Below are 16,756 nucleotides of genomic sequence, written 5' to 3'. Positions count from 1 at the left end.
GTTGTTATGCGCCGACGCGGGTCAGGACCAAGTTGGCATTCACGAGACCAGGCTTGCCAGTGCGATCGATGGTGGCGGATTCCACGTCCACGGAATGCACCTGCTGAAGCGTGCCCAGACACACCATCAGCTTGTCGAACTCGGCCGCTTCCAAACGCACGCGGATGCCGCGTTCGCCATTCGGCGTCTGGCCGGTGAGAGAGGAGCCCAGGCCGCACTCGCGCGCGGCGCGATCGATCAGCACGACCATGGATTCGTTGCTCGGGCCCGGATGGCTCGGCGCGTTTGCACTCAGCACGGCGACTTCGCCGGCCACGCTGCGCATCCAGGCGAGATCGCCTTCCTTCTGCGCGACGCGCTTGGCCTGCTTGTCCACCGCGGCATAGAGCGGCGAGAGCGCGAGCACGTATACCGCGACGACGAGCACCAGAATGGCGCCGCCGATGACGATGATGCGCTCACGAGGCTGCAGCGCATTGAATTTATCTTTGAGCGGTTGCATCACGCGCCTGCCTTCTTGAACTGCAGCCGACCCTCGACTTTCTGGTCGCGCGGATTGGTGGATTGGATCTCGGCGGTCACGCCGCGCTCACCGGCCACTTGCCGGATTTTGTCGAGCGTGTCGACCGACGGCGTGAGCACGCGCAGATCCGTGACATTGTTTCGATAGGAGAGCGCTTCGATATTCGTATTGGGGGCCTGCGCCATGGCCTCGCTCAACATTGCGAGCGTCGTGAGCATGCCGCTGGTCGGGCCGGTGCCGCGCAATTGCCCCAGAATCTGCTCGACCTGACGACGTGCTTCCAGCGGATCGGGCACCGGGGCACCCGGTAACGATTGCTGGAAGACTTCCGCGATCTGCGCATCGAGCGTGCTTTCGACCTTCTTGTAATGGAAGTACTGCCAGCTCTTCACGCCGACGTGCGCAGCGACGAACACGGCGGCGAGAATCGCGGCATAGCGCCACGGCGCAAAAGAAACATTCAGCTTGGTCTTGGCGGCGTAGGGCCCCTGCAGCAGGTTCACGGCACCGCTCTTCAAGATGTTGCTCGCGAGCAGCGGCAACGGACCATCCGGCAGCAGCTTCAACTGCAGGCTCGCGGTGAACTCGCGCAGGCCTTCGAGCAATTCGCGCTCGCGCTCGTAATCTTCTTCGGAGACGAAGATGGTCACGTGCTCGCGGGATTCCTCGCCGCTTGCGAGCGCCATCTGCAACGCTTCGATCAGCGGCTCGACCTCGATGACCGTGCCGGGCTGATTCTCACGACGCACATACAAGCGCTTGCCATCGATGAGCACGGCGACCGCGCCCGTCACCGTCGGCAGCACGCTGGTCTCGGCGTAGATCGTGTCGGTGGACAGGCCCACCGCTTTGAGCAGATCGACCCACTCATCCATGCGAGCACGCGCGACGGCGGCGACTGGTGTGCCAGGGGCGGAACCGCGCTTGCCGACCGCGAAGTGCATGTCTTCGACGTCAACCGCGAGGTGTTCTTCGAGAGCGAAGGGCACGACCTGGGCGAGCTTCGCGCCGCTACTCTTCACCGGCAGAACCGGCTCGGCGAGCAGCACATCGGTGCCCGGCACCAGCACGATGGTCTTGTGGGTGCGTGACTGTTCGGCGGCATCGTTGAGCGAGCCCCACGAGACATTGCCTCGGCGGGCGCCGGTGCCGTCGATGAGCAACCATTCGGCCTGTGGGGGTGCCGTCTGCGACTCGCCCTGGGAGGCGGCCGCGACGGGATGCAAGCGGACAACTAGGTTTTCCGGCATCAGAGCGTTCCGTAGCTTCTTAGGATGGGACGGACCTGGTTGGCGCCGCCGCTTCGATACAACAAACTGTACAGGGTGAACCTTTGAGTGCCAAGGGTGACCCAGATCGTGGCCAGAAAGTAGTCGCTGGATTCACCGAGCATGTTTTCCAGTTCCTGCTTGCGATCCGGCGTGAGGCTCGCTTCGAACTCGCTCTGGCTCGGGAAACACCGTTGCGCGCGCGTCTGCTTGCCGGTCTCGCGCCCGAGCGTGAACTCCCGGTTGTCGCCAATCATTGCATCGAGCAACTCCGGCGCGGCGGTACACAGATTGACGTGTGTGCCCGGCGGCAAAGCCGTGACGAACGGTGCGAGCTTGCGATAGCGCTCGGCGCCGAATTCCGGCAAGGCCAGCAGCTCGCTGGCGCGGGTGATCGCCATATTGGCGGTGCGGTAGGGCGGCGAAAGATTCGTGTACACCGGATCCTCGGCGCCATCGGGAAAACCGGGATTGTTGTCCGAGTCGATCCAGTCGGCGATGTAGCCGGCCCACTTCGGCTCGATCTCGAGCAGCGTCAGCAAGCGCTGGAAGCGCTCGACCGCCTGCTGATTGATGGTGCTCTGGCCCGACTCATCGAATGTCACCAGATCGTTCAAGTTGAAGCGGCCCTGCAGGTCCTCGAGCTGGCCTTCGAACTCACCGCCCACGTCTTCCAGAGGAATCGGCGGAATCGGCGTGGCCCACTCTTCGGTGAAGTCGTCGGTCTTGTTGCCCCCTTGCATCTTGTCCCGGCGCAGCGCGTCCGAGGCCCAGGCTTCGCCGCCCATCGCGATCTCGAATGCCTGATCGAGCGAGAACGTGTTGACCGTGCGGCGCTGGTCCAGATAGCCACGGAAGCCGACTTCCGCGGCCAGCATGGTGGCGAGTGCCACGATGAGCACCGCCATGATGAGCGCGACACCGCGTTGCCGGCGTTTCATCCGGACACCTCCATCAGGCGCTTCAGCTCACCCCAGTCTTCGAGGTCGAGCGTGACCTCGACCGCGATCGGGCGCAGCCACGGTGCATCCTGCGGCGAGTAGCCCAGGGGCGGCCACTGATCGTGCCAGCTGCGATTGGCGTCCATGAAGCGGAACTTCACCGTCTTGACGCCATCGAGCATCACCGCGCTCTCCGGCTCGCTGGTCATGGTGCGATCCAGAGCCAGCCAATACTCGCGGATGAGTTTTTTCTCCTCGATCCGATACGCCACGCGTTGCAGAGTGGAGCGGGGCACGCCGGCCGGATTGCTCCAGCCCGAATGGGTGAACTCGACGATCGCATCGGCGCTCTTCTCATCGGCACGCAGCGCGGGCACGAGACCGTCGCCCAGGGGCTGGCGCACCGGGCGCGGCTCGAGCGACGTGAAATCCAGGTTCAGGCGTTGCATGGTCGATTGAATGGCTCGCGTGCGCGCGGCGCCCGCATCGACGATGTCGCTTTGCTTGACCAGCTCGTTGTAGCCGCCCATGGCGATGGCGCTGACGATGGCGAAGATGAAGATCGCCACCATGATTTCGACGAGCGTAAAGCCGGACTCTCGACCGCTTCCTCGTGCCATGCGGCCACCGGTCATGAAACCGCGCGGGGGCGCGCTCACTTTGTTCATGAGGACGGATCCTCCGTCTGCGGCGGCTCCGGATCCGAGGGCACCGGCTCACCGGGCTCGAGCGGCGTCTGCTGAGGTGGCGGCTCGGTCTCCGAATCCCGGCGGCGCTCGCCCTGACGGCCACCGCCCCCGGGCTGTTTGTTTCCACGCCAGGACACCTGGGTCATGCCGGCGGGCGCCACGGCCGTGCCATAAAACCCGGTGATGTAAGCCATCGAGCTCTTCTCCGGCGCATCGGAGGGACGCACGTTCACTTCGATGCGGCGGATCGACTCGACCGGCGTCTGTTTCACTTCCATGGTCCAGCGCCATTCGCGGCCGGCCATCTTCACTTCATCGGACGTTTTATCGATGGCGGGCGCGTTGGGCTGCAGGCGCACCTGCGTGAGCTGATTCATCGCGATCCAGTGCGCGATGGTCTTGTCCCGAATGTAGGCGGTGTTGTTCGCGGTCTGACTCACGGTCTGAATGACTGCGAGCATGCCGAGGCCGACCACGATCAGCGCCACCAGCACTTCGATCAGCGTGAAGCCGGCGGTGAGTCTGCGGATGTCAGCGCGCACTGGACACCCGTGTGGGCTGTTTCTTGTCATCTTTAGGCGGCCGGGTCTGCAACAGCGGCCCCCATTGATCGCGCTCATCGCGCACTTCGACGCGCAGATCGTTGTCGGCGAGCGCGGTCACGCGCCACTGCGCCGGCTGGTTTTCGCGCTCGATCTCCAATTCGAACGGGCTGACATCGCCGCTCGAGAGCACCATCACGTGCGGCGGATTGCGCTTGTTCTCATCTTTGTCGCCGCGATTGGGCAGCGACGGCTTGAGCACCACTTCGCGCGCTTCCAGCCGCAGCCGGAAGCGCAGGCCTGCGGGCAACTCCCGCTGCATGAACAACTCATCGCCCTCGATCGGCTGCCATTCGTTCTTGCGGGAATCGAAGCGCATATATTCGTAGGCGCCGGTGGACATGAAGATGCCGATGTCCTCGACCTGCAGCTCGGCCTCTTCACGCGCCTGCTTCAGTACCGTCCAGAAGCGTCGCGATTCCTCCTCGGTCTGACGGTCGCGGCCGAGCACGCCGAAGGACAGCGCCGCCATCGCCACCATCACGCCGATGATCACCAGCACGACCAGCAGCTCCAGCAGCGTGAAGCCGCCGTGTCGCTGCTTCAGGCCAAGCGAGGGGCGAGTGTGGATAATGAGAGCTCTACCGCTATGCGTAAGGCGCCGGATCATAACAAAGCAGATCGTACCAATGAGTGACGGCTTGTCCCGGCCCGCCCTGTCGTTTTCGCGTCGGCTCCGACAATGGATGCCCGATGACCACAACCGGGGACAGTGGCTGCTTGGACTCGTATTCCTCGGGCTGGTTCTGTTGTCGCTACTTGGCGAAGACGGACGACGGCTGCTGCGGTATGAGCGCGAGGCAGTACTGCAGGGAGAATACTGGCGGCTGATTACAGGACATCTGGTCCATGGCGGCACCCAGCATCTGCTCCTGAACAGTGCGGGACTGGCACTGATCGCGGCGCTGTTCCGGCACGACGACCACTATTCCTGGCGCGCCTGGCTGCTGATTGCGCTGTTCAGCATGGCGGCCATCGATCTCGGGTTTGTCTTTTGGGAGCCACAACTGAGCTGGTATGTGGGCCTGTCCGGGGTTCTGCATGGGGTGCTGGCGGCCGGCGCAGTGGGCTGGTGGCGCCATGAATCGAAGCGCCTCGCGCTGCCGTTAAGTGCGATTTTGCTGGGCAAATTGGCCTGGGAGCAGTGGCAGGGCGCCTTGCCGCTGTCGGGCGATCTGCCGGTCGTTGTGGACGCGCATCTGTACGGCGCCCTGGGGGGCGCGCTGGCCGGGTTCATCCTGTGGGTGCAGGCCCACAGGCAAGTGGCCGTAAAGTCAAGGATCTAGCCACCTGGGGGCGGATGGATATAATCGCGCGCCGCATGAGACAGGTCTCAGACGGTCCCGCCGCGAAAGTGGCCAGAAGACCCACAGGAGCTCAATGAGTTTTGCCTTTGTATTCCCCGGGCAGGGGTCGCAGTCGGTCGGCATGCTGGCCGGGCTGGCGAGTGCCGAGCCGCAGGTACTGGAGACCTTCGCCGAAGCGTCGTCCGTGCTTGGCTATGACCTCTGGCAGCTGTGCCAGCAGGGCCCGGAGGATCAGCTCGGTGCCACCGAGCGGACACAGCCGGCGATGCTCACCGCCGGGGTCGCGACCTGGCGGGTCTGGCGCAAGCATGGCGGTCCGCTGCCGGCGGCGATGGCCGGTCACAGCCTCGGCGAATACACGGCGTTGGTCTGCTCCGGCGCGCTCGATTTCAAGACGGCCGTGGCCCTGGTGCAGTTTCGTGGCCAGGCCATGCAACAGGCGGTGCCGGCGGGCCAGGGCGCGATGGCCGCCATCCTCGGCGTCGACGATGCCGATGTCGAAGCCGCCTGCGCTGAAGCCACTCAGAGTGGCGCGGCGGGCGAAATCGTTCAGGCCGCCAACTTCAATTCTCCCGGACAGGTCGTGATCGCCGGCGCCGCGGTTGCGGTCGATCGCGCGATCGAAGTGCTGAAAGGCAAGGGCGCGAAGCGCGCCATGAAGCTGCCGGTCAGCGTGCCGTCGCATACCGCGCTCATGCAGCCCGCCGCCGACCGGCTCGCGGAGAAATTGAGCAGCATCAATATCGCGCAGCCCGAAGTGCGCGACATTTACACCGTCGATGTGAAGACCCATCAGGGACCGGACAGCATTCGTCAGGCCTTGGTGCAGCAGTTGGTCAAGCCGGTGCGCTGGACCGAAACGGTTCGCGCCATCCTTGCCGGCGGCGCCAGAGTGGTGGTCGAGTGCGGCCCGAAGGGCGTGCTGACCGGCCTGAATCGCCGCATCGAGAAGAACAAGGACATCGCGATGCTCTCGATCGAAGATCCCGAGAGCTTGCAGCAGGCGCTCACGGCCTGCCGGAGTCAGTCATGAGCGAGCAAGGTTTGACGCAGGATATCGCGCTGGTGACCGGCGCTTCGCGCGGTATCGGTCGCGCGATCGCCGAGCAACTGGCGCGCAATGGTGCGACCGTCATCGGCACAGCAACGACCGAGGCCGGCGCTCAAGGCATCACCGAGTGGCTCGCCGCCGGCAATTACAAAGGTCGCGGCATCGTGCTGAACGTCGCCGACGCCGCTTCCAGCGAAACCGCGCTCAAAGACATCGAAGGCAAGGAAGGCGCGCTCACCATTCTGGTGAACAATGCAGGAATTACCCGTGACAACCTGCTCCTGCGCATGAAGCAGGAGGAGTGGGACGACATCATGAACACCAACCTCGCGTCGGTGTTCCGGCTGTCGAAAGCGGTCCTGCGCGGCATGATGAAGGCCCGCCGGGGCCGCATCATCAACATCGCCTCGGTGGTCGGAGTGATGGGCAACGCCGGGCAGACCAATTACGCCGCGGCCAAGGCCGGCATCATCGGCTTTTCCAAATCTCTGGCACGCGAAGTGGGTTCGCGCGGCATCACGGTGAACGTGGTGGCGCCGGGCTTCATCGCCACCGATATGACCGCCAAGCTGCCCGCCGAGCAACAACAGCAGCTGAGTGCTCAAGTTGCGCTGGGGCGACTGGGTTCTGTCGAGGATATTGCCCATGCTGTGGCGTTTCTTGCGTCGCCACAGGCCGGCTATATCACCGGCGAGACACTGCACGTCAACGGTGGCATGTACATGGTCTGATAGCGGCCAGGTCACCCCGGAATTCGATAAGTTTCGCAAATGTTGGCCCTTTCGGGCTTCTAACTTAGAATACGCCCCCCGTGCGACCCCACCCATGAACAAAAAGGGTCGGTCTCGAGCGAAGGGTTTAAGCACCTCATAGAGGACTCGTACACAAATGAGCAGTATTGAACAGCAGGTCAAAGCCATCGTCGCCGAACAGTTGGGGGTGAAAGAGGAAGAAGTCACCAACGACGCTTCCTTCGTTGACGACCTGGGCGCCGACTCGCTCGACACGGTTGAGCTGGTGATGGCGCTGGAAGAGGAGTTCGAGACCGAGATCCCGGACGAGGACGCGGAGAAGATCACGACCGTGCAGCAGGCGATCGATTACATCACCGAGCGCCGCAACCAGGCCTGATCGGGCCTCGCACACGAGCTGTCGGCGCCCCCGTCGACATCTCGGCAGCGCCACGCTGAAGCATCAAGGAAGGCCGCACCATCCACGGTCTTCCGCCAATCGCCCCTCTCTGTCCCCTCCATGTTTTTCGAAGTCACGCTTGTGAGGTAACTGTTTGTCCAAGCGACGCGTCGTCATCACTGGTCTGGGCATCGTTTCTCCCGTCGGCTCGCAGCTCGATACGGCGTGGCGCAACGTGCTCGAAGGCAAGAGCGGCATCGTGCCGATCACCCGTTTCGATGTGAGCGCATTTCCGGTGCGCTTCCACGGCGCGGTGGCGGACTTCGATGCGGAGAAGTATCTGCCGGCGAAACGGCTGCGAAACATGGATCCGTTCATGCACTATGGCTATGCGGCCGCGGCCGATGCCATCAAGGATTCGGGCATCGTCGTGACGCCCGAGAACGCGCAACGCATCGGTGTGGCGATGGGCGCCGGCATCGGCGGCCTCGACACCATCGAGGAGAATCACACCAAGTGGATGGAGACCAAGAGCCCGAAGCGCATCTCTCCATTCTTCGTGCCCGGCAGCATCATCAATATGATCTCCGGTCACCTGTCCATCGATTTCAAGCTCACCGGGCCGAACATCGCCACGGTGACCGCCTGCACGACCTCGACCCATTCGATCGGTCTGGCCATGCGCCTGATTCAGTACGGCGACGCCGATGTGATGATCGCCGGCGGCGGTGAGATGGCGACCACGCCGCTGGGCCTCGGCAGCTTCTGCCAGGCGCGAGCGTTGTCGACCCGCAATGACAACCCGCAGGCGGCGAGCCGCCCGTGGGACAAAGATCGCGACGGCTTCGTGCTGTCCGATGGTGCCGGCTCCGTCGTGCTCGAGGAATACGAGCACGCGAAGAAGCGCGGTGCTCGCATTTACGCAGAGCTGGTCGGCTTCGGCATGAGCGGCGATGCGCATCACATGACCGCGCCGCCGGAAGACGGCGAGGGCGCACGCCTGGCGATGACCAATGCGCTGAAGGATGCGCAGCTCAACCCGGGCGAAGTGCAGTACCTGAACGCGCACGCGACCTCGACCGAGCTCGGCGACCGTGCCGAGACCATCGCGATGAAGCGCGCCTTTGGCGATCACGCGATGAAGCTTGCGGTCAGCTCCACCAAGTCCATGACCGGTCACCTGCTGGGTGCCGCCGGTGTGGTGGAAGCGATCTTCTCGATTCTGGCCATTCGCGATCAGGTCGCGCCGCCGACCATCAATCTGGACAACCCGGGCGAGGGTTGCGATCTCGACTACGTGCCCAAGACCGCGCGTCAGATGCCGATCAAGGTGGCGCTGTCGAATTCATTCGGCTTCGGCGGCACCAACGGCAGCCTGATCTTCAAGAAGCTCGACTGATCAGTGCGCGGCCCGGAGTCGCCCACGTCCATATCGTTCGATAGCGCGCCGCTCATCCAACCCGTCAGCGCCGATTCCTCGGCGCTGCTGGCGTTGCACGCCGCGTTCCCCGATCGCTATCCGGCGCTCTTCGAGAGCGCCGCCGCGGGCAACGCGTCCACCCGGTTCGACATTCTCTTTGCGTTTCCGCAGGGGCGGTTGTCATTGCTTCGTGACGGCACCCTGAGCGCTTGCACCGGCGCCGAGCAGGATGCTCGGGCGCGAGCGGGGGGCGCCATTACCGATGACAAGTTTCTTCCGGCGCTCGATCGCTGGTGGCAACGCGAGCGCCGCCAAGCCCGCATCGACAGCGAGCTGCCGTTCACCGGCGGCTGGCTGCTCTATCTCGGCTATGAGCTCGCCGGAGAGATCGAACCGCGACTGCATCTTTCAGCACCGGCCGCAGGCCCGATTGCTTCGGCGATTCGTGTGCCGGCCGCGATCATTCACGAGCGCAACAGCGGCAAGTCGTGGTTGATTGCCGAGGCCGCGTTCGAATCGCTGCTCACGCGCATGGCGCACGATCTCGCCCACGCTCCTGCGCTGCTCCCGCCGAGCGTGCCGCTGGTAACGGGCGGGGTGACCGAAGATGCGCCCGATACATTCCTGCGAAGTGTCGAGCGCGCGCTCGACTACATCGCGGCCGGCGACATCTATCAGGCGAATCTCTCGCGCAGCTGGCAGGCGACACTCACTTCTGGCATCACGCCTCAGCATCTGTATCAGCGCTTGCGGCAGACCAATCCGGCGCCGTTCAGCGGCATTGTGCGGCTCGAGGACATCACCATCGTCAGCTCATCGCCCGAGCGGCTGGTCTCGGTGCGCGATAACCACGTGTCCACGCGCCCCATTGCGGGCACGCGACCGCGAGGCCAGACTGCCGACGACGACGTCGATCTCGCACGCGAGCTGCACGCTCATCCGAAGGAGCGGGCCGAGCACGTGATGTTGATCGACCTTGAGCGCAATGACCTGGGGCGAATCTGCGAAGCGGGCACCGTGAAGGTCGACGAGTTCATGACCATCGAGTCGTATGCGCACGTCCATCACATCGTCTCCAATGTGAGCGGCACGCTGCGCGCCGATGCGACGCCCGGCGATGTGCTGCGCGCGGTGTTTCCAGGCGGCACGATCACCGGCTGCCCCAAGGTTCGCTGCATGGAGATCATCGCCGAGCTCGAGGGCGTCGCGCGCGGCGCGTACACCGGCTCGTTCGGTTATCTGAACCGCGACGGCAGCATGGATACGAACATCCTGATTCGCACGCTCGAAGTGGCGGGCGACCGGCTCACGCTGCGCGCCGGTGCCGGCATCGTGGCCGATTCGATTCCTGAGCGCGAACTGGCGGAGACGCGCGCCAAGGCTCGCGGCGTACTGCGCGCGTTGGGATCGGATGCAGAAGGTGGCGGCCGATGAGCCTCGCCATGCTCATCAACGGCCAACCCTCGCAGCAGATTTCCGCCGACGATCGCGGCTTTCAATACGGCGACGGATTGTTCGAAACCGCGTTGCTCGTCGACGGTCGCGTGCGTTTCATCGACGATCATTGCCAGCGTTTGTTCACCGGGTGCGCACGTTTGGGAATTGCGCCGCCCGATCGGCCGGCACTGCTGCGTGAGATCGCGCAGGTCACCGCCGGTGCCGATCGAGGCGTGCTCAAGATCATCGTAACCCGGGGCGCGGGCGGACGCGGCTATCGCCCCGGCAGTGCAATGTCGAGCAATCGCGTCGTGGCGCTGCATCCCTTCAATCCGGCGCCGCCTGGAGCGCTTCGCTTGCGCTGGTGTGACATTCGTCTCGGACGCAACGCCCGGCTGGCCGGTATCAAACATCTGAATCGACTGGAGCAGGTGCTGGCGCAAAGTGAGTGGCGCGAAGGCGAGGCCGATGAAGGTCTGATGCTCGACACCGAGGGCGAGGTCGTCTGTGCCACGTCGGCCAACGTGTTCATCGTGCGCGAGGGCGCCTTGCTCACGCCGGATCTGCGCTTCAGCGGCGTGCGGGGCGTGATGCGCGCTCGAGTGATCGAGGCCGCCGCGAAGCTCGATCTCGCGGTCAGCGAAGAGCCATTGTGGCCGCACGATCTGGAGACGGCGAGCGAAGTGTTCATCACCAACGCGGTGCGCGGCATCCGATCGGTGGCGTCGCTCGATTCATTGCAGTGGAGCGAGACCAGCATGGCGACGCGGCTGGCGGCTGCGTTAGCGCCAGGCGACTGAAGGAATCAAGTTGTAATGCGAATTCTGTTCCGTCTGTTGATTGGGTTGATTCTGCTGGGCGTGATCGCGACCGGTGCGCTCGCCTGGTGGGGGCATCAGTGGCTGCAGACGCCGATCGCCACGCTGACCGAACCCACGGTGTTCGAAGTGCCCAAGGGCGCCTCGCTGCGCACGGTCGCGAGCACGCTGAACGATCAGAACCTGCTCGATCAGCCGCTGATCTTCACCGCATGGGCACGCATCACCAAGCGCGATCATTCCTTGAAGGCCGGCGAATATCAGCTGACGCCCGGGCTGACGCCGATCGGGCTGCTCGATCTGCTCAACTCCGGCAACGTGCTGCTCCATGGCATCACGTTCATCGAGGGCTCGACCTTTGCCGACATTCGCAAGCTGCTCGCGCAGTCACCCGATGTCCGCGGCGAGTACGCCGCGCGCTCGCCGGAGGACATCATGCGCGCGCTCGGTCAGCCCGATCTGCATCCAGAAGGGCAGTTCTTCCCCGACACATATCGCTTCCCGCGCAACACCACCGACATCGAGCTGCTCGGCATGGCGTTTCGACGCATGCAGCAGGAAGTGAAGACCGCCTGGGAATCGCGCGCCAAGGATCTGCCGCTCGCAGGGCCTTACGAGGCACTGATTCTCGCCTCCATCATCGAGAAGGAAACCGCCCTCGATACCGAGCGGGCACAGATCGCCGGCGTGTTCGTCGAGCGACTGCGACGGGGCATGCGTTTGCAGACGGATCCCACGGTCATCTATGGCATGATGAACGCGTACGACGGCAACATTCGCCGTGCCGATCTGCTGCGGGATACGCCGTACAACACGTACACCCGCGCGGGCTTGCCGCCGACGCCCATTGCCTTGCCCGGGCTCGACTCCATTCGAGCAGCCGTGCAGCCGCAGGCCACCGGGGCATTGTTCTTCGTCGCGACCGGCAATGGCGATGGCAGCCATTATTTCTCGCGCACGCTGGCGGAGCACAACGCCGCCGTGAAACGTTATCTGCAGAAGCTGCGCAGTAATCGATGATGCAAGGTCAGTTCATCACCATTGAGGGCGGCGAGGGCGTGGGCAAATCCACGCAGATCGGACGTCTGAAAGACTTCATCGCCGGGCAGGGCGTCGAGGTGGTGATCACTCGCGAGCCCGGCGGCACCCATCGCGCCGAGCGCATTCGTGAGCTGCTGCTGGAAACCAGCGATGAGCCGATGCCGAGCACGTGCGAGCTGTTGCTCATGTTCGCGGCACGCTCGACGCATATCGAGAACGTGATCCGGCCTGCACTGGCACGCGGCGCCTGGGTCATCTGCGATCGCTTCACGGATGCGACGTACGCCTACCAAGGCGGCGGTCGCAACCTGCCGGTCGAGAACATCGCGACGCTGGAGCAGATGGTGCAGGGAACGTTGCGTCCCGATCTGACGCTGCTGCTCGATGCGCCACTCGATATCAGCGCCGCGCGTGCGAGCGCCCGGAATGCGGCCGCGGGGAGCAGCGATCGTTTCGAACAGGAGCGCCGCGAGTTCTTCGAGCGCGTGCGAGCGGCATACCTCGATCGCGCGCGTCAGGAGTCGACGCGCTTTGCCGTGATCGACGCCACGCAGAGCCTGGAAGCGGTGACGGTCGCGATTCAACAGGCCATTGCCGAGCGTCTGCTGAAGTTATCTCCAGCGCCGCGCTCATAACTCTCAGTTACAGTTCGAGTCATGGCAAAGAAAGAGGAACAAGCCGAGCCGCGAACGTTGCCGAGCCCACGCCTGTTGCCGTGGCATTCGGAGGCGATCGCACAGCTCAAACACGCGTGGACGGCCAATCGGCTGCCGCACGCCATTCTCGTGCAGGGCGCCGAAGGCCTCGGCACCGGGTCGTTCGCGGCATGGCTGTCGGCCGCGGTGCTGTGTGAGAAGTCGGTCGATGGCGTGCTCGACGTGTGTGGCGCGTGCGTGAGCTGCGCGCTCATCAAAGCGGGCACTCATCCCGATCTGCACTGGATCGCGCCCGAGGAAGACAAGACTCAGCTGTCGGTCGATCTGGTGCGCGCCGGCTGCGAGAAGCTCGCCAAGACCAGCTTCCGCCAGGGCTACAAGGTCGCGATCATCGAGCCGGCCCATCAGATGACGCCGGGCGCGGCCAACAGCGTGCTCAAGACGCTGGAGGAGCCCTCGAAGGGGAGCTTGCTGGTCCTGCTGACCTCACGGCCCTCGGGCCTGCTGCCGACCGTGCGCAGCCGCTGTCAGAAGCTCACCATCGCGCGACCCTCGACGGCCGAGGCCATGGCCTGGCTGCAGAAAGAAGCCGGGAAAACGGTCGCGCCGGCCTTGCTGGAATTTGCCGGCGGCGCGCCGCTCAAGGCGCTGGAATACGCCGACGGCCGCTTCGATGAGCTCAGCCAGCACATTCAGAAATCCCTGCGCGATCTGTTCGCCGGCGACACGGATGTGACCCAGGTCGCGGCGGAGTGGGGCAATGACGCACTCATCGACCGGCTGATCTGGCTCGACCTGTGGCTGTCCGCGCTCGCCCGGACAGGGATTGCTGGAACTGACGATCGGGTCACGTTCCCAGGGGGACCTGCGCACTTGCCAAGCCCGTCGCGGCCGTTGAACATAAGCGCGCTGTACAGCATGGTGGACCGCACGCGGGCTTTGAAAGCGCAACTGGCCCGCACCGCGCTCCAGCGCGAGCTGGCCGTGGAATCCTGGCTGATCGCTCTGCTGGAAGCACTGGCGCCCTCCAAGGCACCGGTGGCACGCGCGAGCTGAGTTCCTCTTAACGTCAACGCCAAAGGCCTCGTCGGAAAGATCGCATGGTGATGCGTCAACCCAGCAGCAAACCCGGTTTGCTGACGCTGACAATCAAGGACAAGAGCGCCTTGTACCTGGCCTATATGCCGTTCGTGAAAAACGGCGGCCTGTTCATTCCGACCAACAGCAACTATCGCCTCGGCGACGAAGTATTCATGCTGCTGAACCTGATGGGCGAGGACGAGAAGCTGCCGGTCGCCGGCCGCGTGATCTGGATGACGCCCAAGGGCGCGCAGGGCAAGCGCACCGCCGGCATCGGCGTACAGTTCAGCGAGCAGGACCGCGGCAACACCCAGCGCAAGATCGAAAGCTATCTGGCCGGCGCCCTGGGCGGCGACAAGCCGACCCATACGATGTAACTCAAATCGCCCGCAGCGCCGTCACGACTGGCAGACGGGCCGCGCGTAGCGCGGGCAGTAGCCCGCCCAACAATCCCATCGCCAACGCCCACTCGATACCGAGCACGGCGAGCGATACCGTCACCGAAAGCTCAAAGCTGTAACCGAGCGGACTCGCGGCGAGTCCATTGAACAGCAGCCACGCGAGCACGCTGCCCAGCACCGCGCCCGGCAAGGCGAGCAGCATCGATTCGATCAGCACAGCCAGAATCACCGGGCCACTCTTGAACCCGATCGCGCGCAACGTCGCGATCTCTCGCTGGCGAGAGTCGACCATGGCGTAGAGCGAATTGACCGCGCCGAGCGTCGCGCCGATGGCCATGATCGTGCCGACGAAATAACTCACGAAGTTCAGAATCGCGTTCAGCGGCTTGAAGTTCTCTTCGATGGCTTCTTTCTCACGACGCGCATCGAGTCGCAGCCGTGGATCGCTCGAGACCGCCGCGCGAAGTGCATCGAAGTCGCCTGGTGAACGCAGCATCAATGCGGCCGATGAATACGTGGTGCGGCCGAAGGCGCTCATCAGCGTGCTCGCATCGGCATAGACGACGCAGTCCTGGCCGTGACCTTGATCGAAGAGGCCCACGACCGTCCAATCGCCACCGCGAAGCAACCGTTTGTCGCCGAGCTCGAAGCCGACGAACTGGCGAGTGCACGCATTGGTCGCGACCAGCTCGGAGAGCCCCGACTTGAAAGGCCGCCCCGCGGTGAAGTGCATCTCCGGCACCAGATCAGGCAATGTCGCGGTGACACCCACGAGCGGAAAGTAGATGCGCTTGTCCGTCGCGCGTCGACGGCCTTCGATGGGCACCATCGACTGGAACATGACGATCGGCGCGCCCGCAGCGTTTCTGCGCACGCCGGGCAAACCGAGAATGATGGCGGCTTCTTCCTTGGTGATGCTGCCCTGACCGAACCGGGTGCCCTTGGTCGTCAGAATGACGCGGTCGGGACGAATGTTGGCCACCTGCTGTTCGCGAGCGCCGGTGCCCATCGCAAGCATGGAGACCAGTGCGCCGACAGCACAGGTCACACCGACGAGGATCGTGAGCGCCGAGCCGACGCGCTGAGGAATGCTCGACAGGTTCACACGCAGGACGGCGAAGAGCTCTCGGAAGAATTTCATACGCCCCTACCGGCTGGCCAATGCAGCCACGATGTTCAATCGGGCCGCCCGCGCCGCGGGCACCGAAGCGCTGAGCAGCGCCACGAGCGCAGCACAGCCCAACCCGATCGCGACCACTTCAATCGGCATCGAGACGCCGGGCACGAAGCGGGCGGCGAACGGAAAGGCGAGTAGGGCGAGCGCCAGTCCGAATGCAGCGGCTGCGACGCAGACCACCGCGGCCTCGGCCAGGATGAAAACGAACAAGGCACGGTCCGCGAAGCCGAGGGTTTTCAGTACCGCGAGCTCCGGCATCCGCTCGCGGGTCGTTTGCATCATCATCGTGCTGGTCGCAAACAGCAGCGCGACCAGCACCGCGCCGACGATGGCGCGAATCAGAAATCCCAGATCGCCGATCGATTGCATCTGCACCTGCGCCAGCTCCCGCAACGACTCGGTTTTCGTGGCGTGCGAGGAATTGGCGAAGCGCCGGTCGATGGCATCGGCCACCGTCGCGGCCTGTCTCGGATCGACGATGGAAACGTTGAAGTGATGGATGATGCCCTTGCCGATGGCCCGGGACTCATCGAAGAAGTCGTACTGAATCAGGATCACGTCGGTGCCACCGGCCATGTCGCTGTCGGTGTACGTGCCCACGATGTCGAAGGTCCAGTCGGTCGAGCCGTCCATCTTCGCAACGTTGGTCACGATCGGAATGCGATCGCCGATCTTCCAGCCATACTTTTCCAGCAGCGCTTTTCTCACCAGCGTGCCGGTGCGGGTTTTCTCGAACGCCGCGACGTCCTGCGGGGCGACCGTGTAGGTGAAGGCGGAGAGCCAGTCCTGGTCGGGTCGGATCGCGACGATGCCCATCTGCTGAGTGGGCTTCTGATACATCCCACCGAACAGGCCCACCGGCACGACGGCCCTGACACCCGGCGCCGACTCGATGGTCCCGAGCGCGCCGATGGGCAGCGAGTCGACGAACCCCAGGCTGCTATGGACCAGCAACAGATCGGCGCGGGCCTCGCCGATCAACTGTTCGACGCCCGTTTTCATGCCCTGAAGCACGCCGAACAGCGCGAACGCGACGCCGACCTGAAGAAAGATCAGCAGGCTGCGGGCGGGCTTGCGCCAGATGCCGGACCAGATGAGAGGCAGAAATCGCATGCGGTGGGACAACCTCCGACATGGATGAGCGAATCACGCAACGCTATCGACGCGGGCGCCTCGCCTGCGGTTACAGCAAGCGAGCAACTTCGCAACAAATG

At 64.2% G+C, this 16,756-nt stretch carries 19 protein-coding genes; 11 read left to right on the top strand and 8 right to left on the bottom strand.

What is annotated here, in order from left to right:
• Positions 1 to 4 precede the first annotated feature (4 nt).
• Genes gspM through gspH form a run of 6 tightly spaced genes read right to left on the bottom strand, consistent with a single transcriptional unit; the run spans position 5 to position 4,633 of the window.
• Positions 5 to 502, bottom strand: a complete 498-nt coding sequence (gspM, locus tag EKO19_RS34860) for a type II secretion system protein GspM (protein ID WP_129782050.1) — start codon at positions 500 to 502, stop codon at positions 5 to 7.
• Positions 502 to 1,773: a type II secretion system protein GspL gene (gspL, locus tag EKO19_RS34855; RefSeq protein WP_129782049.1), complete on the bottom strand. Its 1,272-nt coding sequence runs from the start codon at positions 1,771 to 1,773 to the stop codon at positions 502 to 504. Before gspL ends, gspM begins: the two co-directional genes overlap by 1 nt.
• A complete protein-coding gene (gene gspK, locus EKO19_RS34850) occupies positions 1,773 to 2,732 on the bottom strand; it encodes a type II secretion system minor pseudopilin GspK (protein WP_129782048.1) in 960 nt (319 codons plus the stop codon). Before gspK ends, gspL begins: the two co-directional genes overlap by 1 nt.
• Complete coding sequence (gene gspJ, locus EKO19_RS34845) at positions 2,729 to 3,400, bottom strand: type II secretion system minor pseudopilin GspJ (protein ID WP_129782047.1); 672 nt, start codon at positions 3,398 to 3,400, stop codon at positions 2,729 to 2,731. Before gspJ ends, gspK begins: the two co-directional genes overlap by 4 nt.
• On the bottom strand, positions 3,397 to 3,963 hold the full coding sequence (gspI, locus tag EKO19_RS34840) for a type II secretion system minor pseudopilin GspI (protein WP_157995581.1): 567 nt from the start codon (positions 3,961 to 3,963) through the stop codon (positions 3,397 to 3,399). The genes gspJ and gspI overlap by 4 nt, the downstream gene beginning before the upstream one ends.
• Positions 3,953 to 4,633: a type II secretion system minor pseudopilin GspH gene (gene gspH, locus EKO19_RS34835; protein ID WP_129782045.1), complete on the bottom strand. Its 681-nt coding sequence runs from the start codon at positions 4,631 to 4,633 to the stop codon at positions 3,953 to 3,955. Before gspH ends, gspI begins: the two co-directional genes overlap by 11 nt.
• Before the next feature lie 19 nt (positions 4,634 to 4,652).
• On the opposite strand from gspH, the gene rrtA reads away from it, so the two are divergent.
• From rrtA to EKO19_RS34780, 11 genes are all read left to right on the top strand, one after another.
• On the top strand, positions 4,653 to 5,309 hold the full coding sequence (gene rrtA, locus EKO19_RS34830) for a rhombosortase (RefSeq protein WP_157995580.1): 657 nt from the start codon (positions 4,653 to 4,655) through the stop codon (positions 5,307 to 5,309).
• A 94-nt stretch (positions 5,310 to 5,403) separates the two neighbouring features.
• Positions 5,404 to 6,363 (top strand): ACP S-malonyltransferase, encoded by a 960-nt coding sequence (fabD, locus tag EKO19_RS34825; RefSeq protein WP_129782043.1) that lies wholly within the window; start codon positions 5,404 to 5,406, stop codon positions 6,361 to 6,363.
• Positions 6,360 to 7,112 carry a 3-oxoacyl-ACP reductase FabG gene (gene fabG, locus EKO19_RS34820; protein WP_129782042.1) on the top strand — a complete coding sequence of 251 codons (753 nt, stop codon included), beginning with the start codon at positions 6,360 to 6,362 and terminating at the stop codon, positions 7,110 to 7,112. Before fabD ends, fabG begins: the two co-directional genes overlap by 4 nt.
• A gap of 157 nt (positions 7,113 to 7,269) precedes the next feature.
• Positions 7,270 to 7,512 carry an acyl carrier protein gene (gene acpP / locus EKO19_RS34815; protein ID WP_066920125.1) on the top strand — a complete coding sequence of 81 codons (243 nt, stop codon included), beginning with the start codon at positions 7,270 to 7,272 and terminating at the stop codon, positions 7,510 to 7,512.
• A 154-nt stretch (positions 7,513 to 7,666) separates the two neighbouring features.
• The gene (gene fabF, locus EKO19_RS34810) at positions 7,667 to 8,911 is read left to right on the top strand and encodes a beta-ketoacyl-ACP synthase II (protein ID WP_129782041.1); all 1,245 of its coding nucleotides are present in this window, start codon (positions 7,667 to 7,669) and stop codon (positions 8,909 to 8,911) included.
• A 54-nt stretch (positions 8,912 to 8,965) separates the two neighbouring features.
• Positions 8,966 to 10,366 (top strand): aminodeoxychorismate synthase component I, encoded by a 1,401-nt coding sequence (locus EKO19_RS34805; RefSeq protein ID WP_129782279.1) that lies wholly within the window; start codon positions 8,966 to 8,968, stop codon positions 10,364 to 10,366.
• Positions 10,363 to 11,169 (top strand): aminodeoxychorismate lyase, encoded by an 807-nt coding sequence (gene pabC, locus EKO19_RS34800; RefSeq protein ID WP_217705797.1) that lies wholly within the window; start codon positions 10,363 to 10,365, stop codon positions 11,167 to 11,169. Before EKO19_RS34805 ends, pabC begins: the two co-directional genes overlap by 4 nt.
• A gap of 15 nt (positions 11,170 to 11,184) precedes the next feature.
• The gene (mltG, locus tag EKO19_RS34795) at positions 11,185 to 12,207 is read left to right on the top strand and encodes an endolytic transglycosylase MltG (RefSeq protein WP_129782040.1); all 1,023 of its coding nucleotides are present in this window, start codon (positions 11,185 to 11,187) and stop codon (positions 12,205 to 12,207) included.
• Complete coding sequence (gene tmk / locus EKO19_RS34790) at positions 12,207 to 12,863, top strand: dTMP kinase (RefSeq protein WP_129782277.1); 657 nt, start codon at positions 12,207 to 12,209, stop codon at positions 12,861 to 12,863. The genes mltG and tmk overlap by 1 nt, the downstream gene beginning before the upstream one ends.
• A gap of 21 nt (positions 12,864 to 12,884) precedes the next feature.
• A complete protein-coding gene (holB, locus tag EKO19_RS34785; RefSeq protein WP_129782039.1) occupies positions 12,885 to 13,940 on the top strand; it encodes a DNA polymerase III subunit delta' in 1,056 nt (351 codons plus the stop codon).
• A 50-nt stretch (positions 13,941 to 13,990) separates the two neighbouring features.
• Complete coding sequence (locus EKO19_RS34780; protein WP_129648570.1) at positions 13,991 to 14,341, top strand: PilZ domain-containing protein; 351 nt, start codon at positions 13,991 to 13,993, stop codon at positions 14,339 to 14,341.
• Position 14,342: 1 nt separating this feature from the next.
• On the opposite strand, the gene EKO19_RS34775 is transcribed toward EKO19_RS34780, so the two are convergent.
• Positions 14,343 to 15,506, bottom strand: a complete 1,164-nt coding sequence (locus EKO19_RS34775) for an ABC transporter permease (RefSeq protein WP_129782038.1) — start codon at positions 15,504 to 15,506, stop codon at positions 14,343 to 14,345.
• A 6-nt stretch (positions 15,507 to 15,512) separates the two neighbouring features.
• Positions 15,513 to 16,655: an ABC transporter permease gene (locus tag EKO19_RS34770; protein ID WP_129782037.1), complete on the bottom strand. Its 1,143-nt coding sequence runs from the start codon at positions 16,653 to 16,655 to the stop codon at positions 15,513 to 15,515.
• Between the last annotated feature and the right edge of the window lie 101 nt (positions 16,656 to 16,756).

Source organism: Peristeroidobacter soli (genome assembly GCF_004138485.1).
Lineage (GTDB): Bacteria > Pseudomonadota > Gammaproteobacteria > Steroidobacterales > Steroidobacteraceae > Steroidobacter > Steroidobacter soli.
This window is presented reverse-complemented; position numbering and strand designations above follow the sequence as displayed.